Below are 12,527 nucleotides of genomic sequence, written 5' to 3' on the forward strand. Positions count from 1 at the left end.
CATTCCTTAAACGCTGGATGCGAGTTTCGGATCGACAAAAGCCGCCTGCAAAGCAGAGCCGTTCACGACCGGGTGCGTTGAGTTGAGTGCGATCAAGGCCAGATACGCCGAGTTGCCGGGCGCGATAGCCGCCGGTTGCGAACGGATGGTTCATCCGTCCGTCCTCGGCCAGGACGACCGCCGCCGTGAGAGCCGGTTCATTGGCGTCATGCTGGCGGCTCCCTTCTTCAGCGCGGGTGCAGCGGTGACGCTGGTCACTTCGGGCATGGGCGCGGCCGTGACTGTGGCTGCGATCTTTGCGGCGTTCGGCCTTTGCTGGTTCGCCGCCCTGCTGGTGGCTGCATCGGGCAAGATGACCCTGGCCGGCCAACTCGCCTTGGTCGTCGGCAGTGTTGCCCTGGGTGCCCTTATCGCTGCCGCCGGCGGTGTGGCCTCGCCGGTTGCCTTGCTCGCGGTGGCGCTGCCGTTTGAAGCCTGGTGGATCGGCCAGTCGCGCCGTGCCGTGATCTGGGGCGCCATCTCGGCCCTTGTCGCAGTCTTGCTGCAGCCTTTAGCCGGTTCCGTCTTGCCGCTCGGCCAGACCGAAATCGCCGCATGGCACTGGCTGGTGCCGTTGGCCTGGGCGCTCACGCTCATTCCGCGTGTCGCTTCACTTCGTGCCACCGCCAGCGCTCAGCTCGATCCGGCCGGCAGCCACCGGCTCGAAGACCTGATCGACGCCGTCGTGCTGCGAATCGCTGCCCATGGCGAGGTTCTGGACGCCTCGGCTAAGGCACGCACGATACTGAGGCTGCCACCGGAGCTGCTTTTCGGCACCGGACTTTTCGATCGCATCCATCTGTCCGACCGCGTCCCATATCTCAGTGCGCTGGCCGATATGCGCGAGGGCGCCCTGTCGCGCCGGCTCGATCTTCGCGTCCGGCTGCCGCAGAACAGCGGCGTGAGGGCCGACAACTACCAGCCGTTTTCGCTCGAGATGATGCGCGCACCGGGGCAGGAGACTGTCTTCACGCTTGTTCTGCGCGAGAACGATGAACTGGCCGGACTGCGCCAGGAGCTTGCCGCTGCCAACGAGGCGGCTGCTTCGGCCGAGGTGGCGAAAGGACGCTTCCTTGCCGTCGTCAGCCATGAGTTGCGCACCCCGCTCAATGCCATCATTGGCTTTTCCGACATGCTGCTGCACGAGATGTTCGGCAGCTTCAAGGATCCGCGCCAGAAGGAATATGTCGGGCTGGTCAGGGATTCGGGCCAGCACCTGCTTGCCGTCGTCACCTCGATACTCGACGTATCGCGGATCGAATCGGGCGCCTACGCGACCGAACCGGAACCGTTCCGCTTTCGCGAAGCGGTCGAGATGTGCCAGTCGATGATGCGCCTGCAAGCCGAGGCAAAGGCCATCGATCTGCAGGCCCAGATCGCGCCGGACGCAGGCGAAATAAATGCCGACCGTCGCGCCGTGCAGCAGATCCTGATCAATCTCGTCTCTAACGCGATCAAGTTCACGCCCGAAGGCGGCAATGTCGTCATCGGCGCCAAGCGCATCGGCTCGCGGCTGCATTTCTGGGTCCGGGACACCGGCATCGGCATCGCCGAGGAAGACTTTGTCAATCTCGGCAAGCCGTTCATGCAGATCCAGAACGACTATACCCGCCGTTTCGAAGGTACAGGGCTCGGGCTTTCGCTGGTGAAGGGGCTGGTGGCGCTGCACGAGGGCACAATGTCGATCGAAAGCATGCCGGGCGAGGGCACCACGGTGACGATCAGCCTTCCCGTGAGCGGCCCGACGCGCCGCTCGGCGGAGAAGACCGGCGTGGTGCCAATGTCCGCGGTCAAAGCCAAGGCGGACGGTGGCAAAGGGGAGAGCAATGGGTCGCTCCGCAAAACAGCCTAAGGCGGTCAAACGCCGCGGCAATGCCTTCGAGCACGGAGCGATGGCGCTGGGCAGCCTGATCTCGCGCAATCCTGTTGTGGTCGGCGGCTCCACCGCGTTCCTGGTGACGCTGTTCTACGTCTCGGCGAACGCTCTTTGGTACCAGCCCTTTCCGCATGCCGGCGCGTTTTTCGCCACCAGAAGCATCGAACGCTTTCCGCAGTCGGATAGCGATGAGCCCGAAACCACCATCAATATCGTGCGTCCAGCCGCTGCGCCGATCAAGAGCGACCCGGTCGTCGAGCAGGTCCAGGGCATCTTGAAGGATCTCGATTTCTATTCCGGCACCGTCGACGGGATTCCCGGACCGAATACGCGCAAGGCCATCCAGGCCTATCAGCAGAAAGTCGGATTGAATGCCTCCGGCGAGATCGACGGCGTCCTGCTGGATCAACTGGGCGCCACGCCAAAGACCGCGGCCGTGGTTCCGCATCCCGTGCCGCGGCCGGTCGAAACGGCCGCTGCTCCGGCCGCCATTCCGGTATCCGCACCAGCAAATGCAGCGGCGCAAACGCCGGATCCCCGCATCGTCAAGATCCAGGCCGGACTGAAAGCGTTCGGCAATGAGGACATGCAATTGGATGGCGTCGTCGGCGCGCGCACCAAGGCCGCGATCAAGGAATTCCAGGCGCTGTTCGGCTTGCCGGAGACCGGCGAGCCAGACGAGATCGTCTACGTCAAGATGCGCGAGATCGGCCTGACCAACTGAGGGCCGAAACCTAGTCTCCCGGCCTATTTAAGCCATTGCTCCGGGTCACGCATTCCATGGACTATCGCCACGGCTAACACGCCGTAGGGCATGGGCTCGTAAATCACGATGTAGCGCCCCTCGACCAGAATGCGGGCGGTGGCGCTCAATTCCGGTCGAGCTGCGCCCATTTTGGCGTGCTCGCAAGCCAATTCCAGCCTGTCGAAAATGCGTCCGATCAGCTTGTCAGCCGCCTTCTCGTTATCGACGGCAATGTGATGCCAAATATCTCGCAAATCCTGAGAAGCTCGCGGGGTGAGCCGGTATTCAGCCACGGATTGCGCGTTCGGCCTTCAGAGCGCGTAAGAAAGCCGTACGATTTACGTGTTGACCTTCGCCACTTGCCATCCCTTCGTCATAGGCCCTTTTGAGGCGTTCCAGTTCAAGAGTGCGGAATTCCTCGCGCTGCTCCCATAGACGTAGTGCTTCCCTGACGATTTCACTGTTGGAAGCATAGTCTCCGCTGTTCACGGCGTCTTGTAGACGGGCGGCCTGCTTGGGGGTAAGCGACACAGTAAGAGTGCGCATGGGCTGGGCTTTCATACCGGGCACGATAGCATTTTTCACAGAGGCCAACAAGTTTTGTTAAACTTTGTTGGTAAATCGTCGCATTCCGGGACTTGCTTTGATGGCCAACCGTTGCTCGCGAATAAGTGAGAATCTCGATACCACAAACCCGAAATCGTACAGGGTCCTGCCATGCGGGTAACCACCGATCTGTGGGTGTCGGCCCTGTTGCGCCGGGTTTTTAGCGCCGGCGGCTTTGCCGCCGTGGTCAAGCGCGGCGCCACGGAAGCCGGCGCAGTTTTCGTGTTGGCGCGTGGCCGGCTAGGAGAGATGGCGCTGTTCGGGCCGGCGCCGCAGACGAGCTACGATTCGGCCAAGCCGGACGACCGTTTTTTCAGTCTGCTTGGCGAAGGCGACGATGCCGCCATTTTCGACGCGCGGCTGGAGCGCGAGAAGAAATTCGATCCGGATATCTGGGTAATCGAGATCGAGGCGGGCGCCGTTCCCGTCGAGGAGCTTATCTCGGTCAAGGCGTCGTAACGGCAGGCCTTCAGATGCGAAGCGCCTTTGGGGTGGCGGTTATATCGGCGCTGTTCGGCTTGCGCAGGTCGGCATTTGCCGCGACGCGCCCGGGCTTGCGAACGATTTTCGACACGGTGTCGGCCTTCCAGCCGCGGAGCCTGTCCAACGCAGCGTCGCGGTGCAGCAGGCGGTAGCGGTCGAGGAAGATGCGGATCGCCTGCGGGTGCGGAAACTCGGTCGGATAGATGGCAGCCGTGATCAGGAACGCCTTGTCTTCGCTGAGGTCGAGCGCGCGCAAGGCGGCCAGCAGCGGTGTGTAATTTTGGCTCGCGGTGAGCGTCCGCGCCGTTGAAAAATCGACTTCGAGCGCATCGGCGAGCGCTGTCTGAAAGAATGCCGCATTGCCGGTCAGCGCGGTTTCGCGCAGCTTGACGTAGGTTTGTGGCTCGACGAACGGTCTGATGGCGGTGCCGCGCTCGGAGCGCATCATGGATCGCAACCGGCGACGTACAGTTTCGGCGGCGTCGGCCGCCTCTTGTCTGTTTGCGTCGCTCGCGACCATTTCCGCGTTTTCGGACGGGGCAATGGCAGTTGCTTCCGGCTGCTGCTGCGACCGCACCAGCGTCGGCCTTTCAAGCACTTTGATGAGATCGGCGATGGTTTGGTTGAGATCCTTGCGGCGGGCAATAGCACGGGCATGCGGCAGGCCGTGACGCCCGATCAGCGCGATGAGGTCGACGTCGCTGAGGGCACGCGAGCGGATGAGTAGCGGAGCGGCGATGTCGACCCGCTCCTGGCAAAGCCGCCGCACCAGCCCGGCGGGTGCATATTCGCATTCGGAAAGGGCTGCTGCGACGTAGCGGCGCGATTCGACCGAGACATTCTCGAAAAGCGGCAGCGTCAGGTCTTCGAGCTGCGCGATCTCCCGGCGCGAAGGGCGGGTGAGCGAGCAGAATGCCGATACCGCGGCGCGAAACAGCCTTTCGGCCTTTCCCGGTTCAGCTCCTGCTGCGATTTGCCTGAAATCCGAAGCTGACACGAAGGATACGCCCGACACTCGACACGATCTGGAGGGCGCTCTGCCGGGCTGTACCGGTTTCGCGTTTCCCAAGAACAAAGATCAATTTAGCGGCGATCCGTTAGCGCTCCGTTAACCTACTGCCTTCTTAATCGACTATGGAGGCGTTGCGTTGTGCTCCGGGGCAACCGAGAGGAATACGCGAACCATGGGCATGGTACTGTCTTTCGTGCCGCGAACGGCGGCAACCAATCGAGCACAACAAGCCGCGCCGGCGGCAGTGATCATATTTCCCGGGGTGCGCTACGAGCAGCGGCCGCTGACAGGCGAAACGCGGCCGACCGGCCCCGACAAGCCGGGACCTTCGGGAACATTGCCGGTACCGCATCACTGAGCATCGGAACCGGCCTAAAAATCCTGCAGTTCGCAGGAACTCTGTTCGAGAAACCGCGAGACGATCGGCTTCCAACTGTCGTCGGGCACGAACGAACGGATGACGAACACGCCTTCCTCTATCGGCGCCTCGACGAAGATGGCCCCTTGCAGTTCCGCGGGAAGATCCTTGCGGACCTCGATCATCTGGGCCGGCGTCAGTACAACGGTGTCGAGCACGCCTGCGGTCGCGCTGTGGTCGTTGAAAGAGTAGATGTTGTGGCCGCCGCGGTCGTAGACCGATATCGACCAGAACGGCACCTTGCCCGGCGCCTTGACCCGCACCGTCCCCTCGGCAAGGTCGAAGCGGCAAGCCGCCGCATAAAACAGCGGATCGACCGATTTCACCAGCGGCGCGCCGCCGGCTTCCGCGTCGAGCCTGGTCATCTTGTAGAGATCCGAAGCCATGGCCAATCGCGACCAGGCGTCGCGTTCGGAGAACTCGGGGACGAGCAGCAGCACGACGATGTGCACGATGCCGGCGCCGAGCAGGCCGAGCAGCACGGCATGCAGCAGGCTACGCATTGCAGCCGACCTTCTGGATCTGTGGCAGCGTGACGTCCGACAGACCGGTGCTGCTGGCGATCGGTGTGTCGTAGAACGTGAGCACCAAGTACATCTTGCCGGCGCCGCTGGTCAGTAGCCAGTTGCCGGGCGCAGGGCGGCTGCCAACGGAAATGACCACCGAATTGTCGGCCTGGCGCAGCACTTGATAGGACTGCAGCGCAGCCGGCCCCGGCGTGCCGGTCTCGACCACCCCAAGCGACTGGTCGGCGGCATAAAGCGTCCAGAACCGGGCGGTGGGAAAACCGCCCGCAATCTTGTAGGCGCATTGCCGCTTGAGCTGTTCGCCGCCGGAATCGCGTTCGGCTATGAAGGACAGTCCTTCCGCCTGTCCGAGCGCCAGCACGCCTTCGCGAGCCACGCGGGCTTTGGAATAGGGATCCGCCGTCGGCGTGCCGATATCCGGGAAGGCGGTCCATTGGCCGATCCTGATGGCGCCGACGCCATCCTGCAGCTTTAGCGCGTACCAGACGCTGGCGCCACCGCCACCGATGGCGATGGCAAGCGAAAGCAGCGTCAGGAAGGCGTTCTTGAGCATGACGAGCCGGGAGAACCGAAGGCCGGGGACAGAAAGATTGCCGCCCGGGGATATCTCGGCGCAGGGGCTTATGGCAAGCGGCCCCGCGGAATTGGCCGTCACAGCGCCGACAGGGTCTCCGGCGCAGCGGGCGCGTCGAGCACGGGTGCCGCCTGGAAAAGCCTGGTCAGTTCTTTCAGGGTCCGGGTGGTCCGGCTGGACAGCACCGGCGGACGCTCGGCGGCGGCATCGGCTGCTGCCTGTTCGGCGTTCTTCTTTTCCGCTTCCTCGGCCTTGGCGGCGATTTCGGCATCGACGAAGGGGTGATCGATACCGGGGATCGGTTTCCGGTCTATATTCTGGTGCGCATAGAGCATCAGCCGCTGCCACACCATTGCCGGCAGCGTGCCGCCGGTCATCTTGTTGGTCGCGGTGAAGTCATCGTTGCCGAGCCAGACGGCGGCTGTGTAGTTGCCGGTAAAGCCGACGAACCAGGCATCGCGGTAGGATTGGGTCGTGCCGGTCTTGCCGGCGACAACGATGTTTGGAAGGGCCGCGCGCCGGGCCGTGCCGATCACCGGCACCGCCGCCAGCATGGTGTTCATGTATTTGAGCGCCTGCTCCGACAGCACCCGGTGCGGCGGCGGCGCGTCCTTGGCGAAGTCGTAGACCACCTCGCCGGTACGGTTGAAGAGTTGGCTTATGCCGTGCCGGGTCCCGGCAAGGCCGTTCTGGGCGAACACGCTGTAGCCCGTCGCCTGGTCCATCACAGTCATGCCCGATGTACCGAGCACCATGGTCTTGTGCGATTCCAGCGGCGACTCGACGCCCATGGCTTCCGCCATCGCCTTGATCGGCTTGATGCCGAGATAATCCTTAGCCAGCCGCACCGGCACGGTGTTGATCGATTTGGCCATCGCCGTGATCAGCGTCACCTTGCCGGCCGACCCGCCATTGTAATTGTGGGGCGACCAGCTGCCCCAGGAGATGGGTCCGCCGGACACCACCGAATCCGGCGTGAAGCCATGCTCCATCGCCGTCGCATAGACATAGGGCTTGAACGAGGAGCCGGTCTGGCGAAGTGCCTTGGTGGCGCGATTGAACTGGCTGGCGCCGTAGTCGCGGCCGCCGACGATCGCCCGGACCGCGCCGTTGGTCTCGATGACGACGATGGCGCCCTCGGTGACGTTGTATTCCTTGCCGAACTGGCGGAGGTGGAACTCCATCGATTCTTCGGCCGCCTTCTGGATGTTGGCGTCGAAGGTGGTGTGGGCGACAAGCGAGTGCGGGCCGCCTTTGGCGGCGATCTTCTTGACCTCGTCGAAGGCCCAGTCGAGGTAATAATCGGGGCTCTTCCGCTCGCCGCGGTCGACGATTTCGGCCGGGTGTAATCTTGCCTGCAGCACCTGGCCTTCGGTCATGAAGCCGGAATCGACCAGATTGGACAGCACCACATTGGCCCGCGCCCGGGCGGCGGGCAGGTTTATGTGCGGCGCGTATTTGGTCGGCGCCTTGAACAGGCCGGCCAGCATCGCCGCCTCGGCAAGGTTCAGGTCCTTGACGCTCTTGCCGAAATAGAAATCGGCTGCCGCCTCGATGCCGAAAGTGCCGCCGCCCATATAGGCGCGGTCGAGGTAAAGCTGCAGGATTTCCTTCTTCGACAGATTGGCTTCGAGCCACAGCGACAGGAAGGCCTCCTTGATCTTGCGCTCGAAGGTCCGTTCGTTGGTCAGGAACAGGTTCTTGGCCAGCTGCTGGGTGATGCTCGAGCCGCCCTGGACGACGGAATTGGCCCGCACATTCTCGAATATCGCCCGCGACAGGCCGAGCACATCGATGCCGTAATGGTCGAAGAAACGGCGGTCCTCGGTGGCCAGCACCGCCTTGATGACATGGTCGGGCATCTCGTCGACCGGCACCGAATCGCGCTGGATGATGCCGCGCTGGCCGATCTCGTTGCCGTAGCGGTCTAGGAAGGTGACGGCGAAGTCGCCTTGCGTGCGCCAGTCGCCGGCGGTTATCTGGAAGGCCGGCAAGGCCAGCGCCAAAAGGACGACGATGCCGCCGGCACCGAGCGTAAAGCCTTCACTCAACAGTTCGATCAGGCCGCGGCGCCAGCCGCCGACGCGGAAACGCCGCGAGAAGATGGTGGCCGCCTCCCAGAACTGGCGCGCCCTGAAGCCGATTTCGTAGGCAGAGGAATCGATCCACGCATCCACCGCCAGCAGCCTTGCGGCGATCGGACCTCTTCTCTTGCGTGGTTCCAAAGGACTGGCCATTCCAGGATCCGGCTGCGGGGACGCCGCCAACTGAGAAACCGCATGCCGGCAATTTCACGGCGGCGCGCCTTTCAAGACTATTCGTCCATTTTGGTGCTGCCTACAAGGGCGATGAAGGTTCCGCGCTTGCGTGGGTGCTGAGGATCGGCAGCGTCACATGGGACGCTTGTCCGCGATCTTTTTCGGGTCGCGGCCTATCATACCGGCGTTGGCTTTCCTGTGCTTGTCGGCAAGCCTGCGAATGCGATCGAAGCGGCTTTCCTCGGCCACTTCGATTTTCGCCGCTGCATTTGGCTTCGGGACGAATGCGATCATTGATCGATCTCCTTGCCGATGGTGCGCGCCGGGGAAGATACCCCGGAGGCTGTCTTTCAGGCTTGTTTCCGGCAGTGGCTGGTCAATAGCCCATGCCGCCGGGCGAAGCAGCGGCTTCCTTCGCCGGAACGTCGGTGATCATGGCTTCCGCCGTGATCAGAAGCGCCGCAATGGAGCCCGCGTCCTGCAGCGCCGTCCGTACCACCTTCGCCGGGTCGACGATGCCGGCCTTGATCATGTCGACATAGACCTCGTTCTGGGCATCGAAGCCCTGATTGTGATCCTTGCCGTCGGCGAGCTTGCCGACGACGATCGAACCTTCGACGCCGGAATTCTCGGCGATCTGCCGGATCGGCGCTTCGAGCGCTCTCGACACGATCGAAATGCCCGCCGTCACATCGGCATTGGCTCCGGTCATCCCGTTCAGCACAGCCTTGGCGCGCAGCAACGCGACACCGCCGCCCGGAACGATGCCTTCTTCAACGGCCGCGCGCGTGGCGTTCAGCGCATCGTCGATGCGGTCCTTCTTTTCCTTGACCTCGGATTCGGTGGCGCCGCCGACGCGGATGACCGCAACGCCGCCCGCCAGCTTGGCGAGACGTTCCTGCAGCTTCTCCTTGTCATAGTCGGACGTGGTTTCCTCGATCTGCCCCTTGATCTGCTGGACGCGCGCCTGGATGGTGGTCTTCTCGCCGGCGCCGTCGATGATCGTGGTGGTGTCCTTGTCGATCAGCACGCGCTTGGCGCGGCCGAGCATCTCTATGGTGATGTTCTCCAGCTTGATGCCGAGATCCTCGGAAATCATCTGTCCGGCGGTGAGCACGGCGATGTCTTCCAGCATCGCCTTGCGGCGGTCACCGAAGCCAGGCGCCTTGACGGCCGCGACCTTGAGGCCGCCGCGCAGCTTGTTGACGACCAGCGTTGCCAGCGCTTCGCCCTCGACGTCCTCGGAGATGATCAACAGCGGCCTGCCGCTTTGCACCACGGCTTCGAGGATGGGCAGCAGTGCCTGCAGATTTCCGAGCTTCTTTTCGTGGATGAGGACGTAAGGGTCTTCCAGCTCGGCGCGCATCTTCTCGGCATTGGTGACGAAATAGGGCGAGAGATAGCCGCGGTCGAACTGCATGCCTTCGACGACGTCTAGTTCGGTTTCGGCGGTCTTGGCCTCCTCGACGGTGATGACGCCGTCATTGCCGACCTTGTCCATGGCCTTGGCGATCATGGCGCCGACGCTGGTGTCGCCATTGGCGGCAATGGTGCCGACCTGCGCGATCTCGCCTGAGGACTTGACCTTCTTGGCGCGCGCCTGGATTTCCTGGACGACGGCGCTGACGGCAAAGTCGATGCCGCGCTTGAGGTCCATCGGGTTCATGCCGGCGGCAACGAATTTGGCGCCCTCGCGCAGGATGGAAGCGGCAAGCACCGTGGCGGTGGTGGTGCCGTCGCCGGCGAGGTCGTTGGTTTTCGAGGCCACTTCGCGCACCATCTGTGCGCCCATGTTTTCGAACTTGTCGGAAAGCTCGATTTCCTTTGCCACGGCCACCCCGTCCTTGGTGATGCGCGGCGCGCCGTAGGCCTTGTCGATGATGACGTTGCGGCCTTTGGGGCCGAGCGTCACCTTGACGGCGTTGTTGAGGATTTCGACGCCGCGCAGCATGCGGTCACGCGCGTCGGTGGAGAATTTGATTTCCTTGGCAGACATGATCTTTTCCAGTTCGGTTGTCGTGGCACGGCGCTTGCAGCGCCTGAATCAAAGCTCGGAGCGTCCTTGCGCGCCCGGGAGCGCGCGCGGCCTTCCAATCAGGCGGCCTTCTTGGCAGCCACGGTCTTATCGACGGTGCCCATCTCGCTTTTGTCGATGATGCCCATGATGTCGGCCTCCTTCATGATCAGAAGGTCCTCGCCGTCTATCTTGACCTCGGTGCCGGACCATTTGCCGAACAGGATGAGGTCGCCGGCCTTGACGTCGAGCGGGATCAACGCGCCGCTTTCGTCCCGCGCACCCGGCCCGACGGCGATCACTTCGCCTTCCTGCGGTTTTTCCTTGGCATTGTCGGGGATGATGATGCCGCCCTTGGATTTGGTGTCGCTTTCGGCGCGCCGAATGACGACGCGATCGTGGAGTGGCCGGAATTTCATGGGGACTCTTTCTGGGGCCGGCTTAGGCGGCCGCCCCTCTCTATAGGCGCCTTGGCACTCGATTGATAGGAGTGCCAAAAAATATTCATAGGGCACATCAAATATTGAATTTATTATCTTGCCTGGCCATCCCCCTGTGTTCGGGCCTTGCCGAATATTATTGAAATTGAATTTCTGTCTTTGAACACCTATTTACGATGAAGTCCACAGCCATGACTTTCGCTGCAAGGGAGATTTTACCGATGGCCGAAGGCAATCAGAACATCATGGAAAAAGCTCAGGCTCGCTTCATGGAAAACCAGAAGAAGACGGCGGAACGGAACAAAGCAACTGCCGAATATCTCTCGGAGGCCAAGGCCAGGAGCATCAAAACGGCAAGGCTGAGGGAATTGCGACTGGCCAAGGAAGAGGCGGACCGCGCGGCGGAAGCTCTGAATCCGGTCGCCGCAAAGAAGAAGCGGGCGTCACGGGCAGTCAAGAAGGCCGTATCCGCATCGATGGAGGCGAAATCATGAGCCTGACATTTCCCAATCCCAGCCGCAGCTACGACGAGGCAAGCAAACGCATCCGCTTCGTCGGCCATGACGGCATGTTCCAGATTTCCTTCTCTGTCGCTACCGATGCCATCTCCAAGATGCAGCCGGGAACGGCGGCCTCAGAAGCTACCTACCTGGCAGCCTTCGACACGGCTTCCAACTCGATCCACGATGTCGCCAGGAATGCCTATGCCCGCACCCGCAGGAGCATATATGTGCTGACTGCGGCGGATTTTCGCTAGTCGCGATCCGTCCACAAGACGCTTTCTCAGGGCGTCCAACTTCGCTCGCCGTTTGACGTCGCGACCGTTCAGCCGGTCACGGGTCCGTGACGCGGACGGCTGCGGCGTCGCGCATTCCAGGAGCAGGGCTTATTGCCGAGATCATGAAGGTTCATAATCCGTATGAGACGCGCTGATTCGCGCTTTTGCCGGGATGCCGTCATGCAACGCAGCTACGCAGCCGGGAGGTCGACGCGACGGGCGAGGGCAAAGACAATGACCGCGCCGGCCGTCGAATTGCAGAAGGCCATATTCGAGGCAGTAAACGACGATCCCGATTTATCGGTGGCACTGGGCGACGCACGATTGTTCGACCGTGCGCCGGAAAATGTTGCATTTCCCCACATGACCGTCGGCCGCACCAGCGTCTACGACTGGGCAACAGGGACGGAGAACAACGCCGAGCAGTTGCTGACGCTGCATGTCTGGTCGAAGTCCGAGGCCAGCAAGGAAACCACCGACATCATGGACCTGGTCAGCGCCCGCCTGCGAGATGCGGCGCTCTCGCTTGGCGAACATCGTCGCGCCCATCTCAAGCTCGAATTCGCCGAAGCCCGCTACGACGAGGACCTTTCGGCCCATCACGGGCTGCTGCGCTTCCGCGCCGTGATCGAGGAAGACGGCTGACCGTCCGGCACTTTCCGTAAAATCGGGCATTTTGTTCTTGCTTTGTGCCGGCAGCTATGCTACTAATCTGGCTATGGTGCTGATTGGCGCCAATGACCCGTCGCAGAGCGGG

General features: G+C 62.5%; 16 protein-coding genes. 7 read left to right on the forward strand and 9 right to left on the reverse strand.

Annotated elements, in window-relative coordinates; genetic code table 11:
* Positions 1–145 precede the first annotated feature (145 nt).
* Together NKJ35_RS12000 and NKJ35_RS12005 are read left to right on the forward strand one after the other, a co-directional pair.
* Entirely contained in the window at positions 146–1,891 is a 1,746-nt protein-coding gene (locus NKJ35_RS12000; RefSeq protein ID WP_352647413.1) for an ATP-binding protein, read from the forward strand.
* Positions 1,866–2,639 (forward strand): peptidoglycan-binding domain-containing protein, encoded by a 774-nt coding sequence (locus NKJ35_RS12005; protein ID WP_352647209.1) that lies wholly within the window; start codon positions 1,866–1,868, stop codon positions 2,637–2,639. Before NKJ35_RS12000 ends, NKJ35_RS12005 begins: the two co-directional genes overlap by 26 nt.
* A 23-nt stretch (positions 2,640–2,662) precedes the next feature.
* Here the strand turns inward: NKJ35_RS12005 and NKJ35_RS12010 are convergent, their stop codons facing one another.
* Together NKJ35_RS12010 and NKJ35_RS12015 are read right to left on the reverse strand one after the other, a co-directional pair.
* Positions 2,663–2,953, reverse strand: coding sequence for a type II toxin-antitoxin system RelE/ParE family toxin (locus NKJ35_RS12010; RefSeq protein ID WP_254819939.1), 291 nt, complete (start codon positions 2,951–2,953; stop codon positions 2,663–2,665).
* Positions 2,946–3,221: a type II toxin-antitoxin system ParD family antitoxin gene (locus NKJ35_RS12015; protein WP_502904633.1), complete on the reverse strand. Its 276-nt coding sequence runs from the start codon at positions 3,219–3,221 to the stop codon at positions 2,946–2,948. Before NKJ35_RS12015 ends, NKJ35_RS12010 begins: the two co-directional genes overlap by 8 nt.
* A 156-nt stretch (positions 3,222–3,377) precedes the next feature.
* Here NKJ35_RS12015 and NKJ35_RS12020 point away from each other — a divergent pair, with 156 nt between their 5' ends.
* Positions 3,378–3,725 carry a DUF1491 family protein gene (locus NKJ35_RS12020; protein ID WP_352647211.1) on the forward strand — a complete coding sequence of 116 codons (348 nt, stop codon included), beginning with the start codon at positions 3,378–3,380 and terminating at the stop codon, positions 3,723–3,725.
* A 10-nt stretch (positions 3,726–3,735) separates the two neighbouring features.
* On the opposite strand, the gene NKJ35_RS12025 is transcribed toward NKJ35_RS12020, so the two are convergent.
* Positions 3,736–4,746, reverse strand: a complete 1,011-nt coding sequence (locus NKJ35_RS12025) for a DUF2336 domain-containing protein (protein WP_352647213.1) — start codon at positions 4,744–4,746, stop codon at positions 3,736–3,738.
* A 187-nt stretch (positions 4,747–4,933) separates the two neighbouring features.
* Here NKJ35_RS12025 and NKJ35_RS12030 point away from each other — a divergent pair, with 187 nt between their 5' ends.
* Positions 4,934–5,119 carry a hypothetical protein gene (locus NKJ35_RS12030; protein ID WP_352647215.1) on the forward strand — a complete coding sequence of 62 codons (186 nt, stop codon included), beginning with the start codon at positions 4,934–4,936 and terminating at the stop codon, positions 5,117–5,119.
* Positions 5,120–5,133: 14 nt separating this feature from the next.
* Here NKJ35_RS12030 and NKJ35_RS12035 read toward each other — a convergent pair whose 3' ends face one another.
* The 6 genes from NKJ35_RS12035 to NKJ35_RS12060 all read right to left on the reverse strand — a co-directional run bounded on the left by NKJ35_RS12035 (position 5,134) and on the right by NKJ35_RS12060 (position 10,971).
* Positions 5,134–5,682, reverse strand: coding sequence for a DUF1254 domain-containing protein (locus NKJ35_RS12035; RefSeq protein WP_352647217.1), 549 nt, complete (start codon positions 5,680–5,682; stop codon positions 5,134–5,136).
* Positions 5,675–6,259 (reverse strand): DUF1214 domain-containing protein, encoded by a 585-nt coding sequence (locus NKJ35_RS12040; protein WP_352647219.1) that lies wholly within the window; start codon positions 6,257–6,259, stop codon positions 5,675–5,677. Before NKJ35_RS12040 ends, NKJ35_RS12035 begins: the two co-directional genes overlap by 8 nt.
* Positions 6,260–6,357: 98 nt before the next feature.
* Positions 6,358–8,517 carry a transglycosylase domain-containing protein gene (locus NKJ35_RS12045; protein WP_352647221.1) on the reverse strand — a complete coding sequence of 720 codons (2,160 nt, stop codon included), beginning with the start codon at positions 8,515–8,517 and terminating at the stop codon, positions 6,358–6,360.
* Positions 8,518–8,670: 153 nt separating this feature from the next.
* Positions 8,671–8,832 (reverse strand): hypothetical protein, encoded by a 162-nt coding sequence (locus NKJ35_RS12050; protein ID WP_352479526.1) that lies wholly within the window; start codon positions 8,830–8,832, stop codon positions 8,671–8,673.
* An 82-nt stretch (positions 8,833–8,914) separates the two neighbouring features.
* Positions 8,915–10,534, reverse strand: a complete 1,620-nt coding sequence (groL, locus tag NKJ35_RS12055) for a chaperonin GroEL (protein ID WP_352647224.1) — start codon at positions 10,532–10,534, stop codon at positions 8,915–8,917.
* Positions 10,535–10,632: 98 nt separating this feature from the next.
* Positions 10,633–10,971, reverse strand: a complete 339-nt coding sequence (locus tag NKJ35_RS12060) for a co-chaperone GroES (protein WP_352479528.1) — start codon at positions 10,969–10,971, stop codon at positions 10,633–10,635.
* Between the two features lie 242 nt (positions 10,972–11,213).
* Here NKJ35_RS12060 and NKJ35_RS12065 point away from each other — a divergent pair, with 242 nt between their 5' ends.
* The 3 genes from NKJ35_RS12065 (at position 11,214) to NKJ35_RS12075 (ending at position 12,415) form a co-directional block, all read left to right on the forward strand.
* Entirely contained in the window at positions 11,214–11,486 is a 273-nt protein-coding gene (locus NKJ35_RS12065) for a hypothetical protein (protein WP_352647226.1), read from the forward strand.
* The gene (locus NKJ35_RS12070; RefSeq protein WP_254819951.1) at positions 11,483–11,749 is read left to right on the forward strand and encodes a DUF1488 family protein; all 267 of its coding nucleotides are present in this window, start codon (positions 11,483–11,485) and stop codon (positions 11,747–11,749) included. Before NKJ35_RS12065 ends, NKJ35_RS12070 begins: the two co-directional genes overlap by 4 nt.
* A 255-nt stretch (positions 11,750–12,004) precedes the next feature.
* Positions 12,005–12,415, forward strand: a complete 411-nt coding sequence (locus NKJ35_RS12075; protein ID WP_352647228.1) for a DUF3168 domain-containing protein — start codon at positions 12,005–12,007, stop codon at positions 12,413–12,415.
* Positions 12,416–12,527: the final 112 nt, after the last annotated feature.

Origin of the sequence: Mesorhizobium sp. M0136 (assembly GCF_040322515.1) — a bacterium.
In the GTDB taxonomy this organism is placed as follows: domain Bacteria; phylum Pseudomonadota; class Alphaproteobacteria; order Rhizobiales; family Rhizobiaceae; genus Mesorhizobium.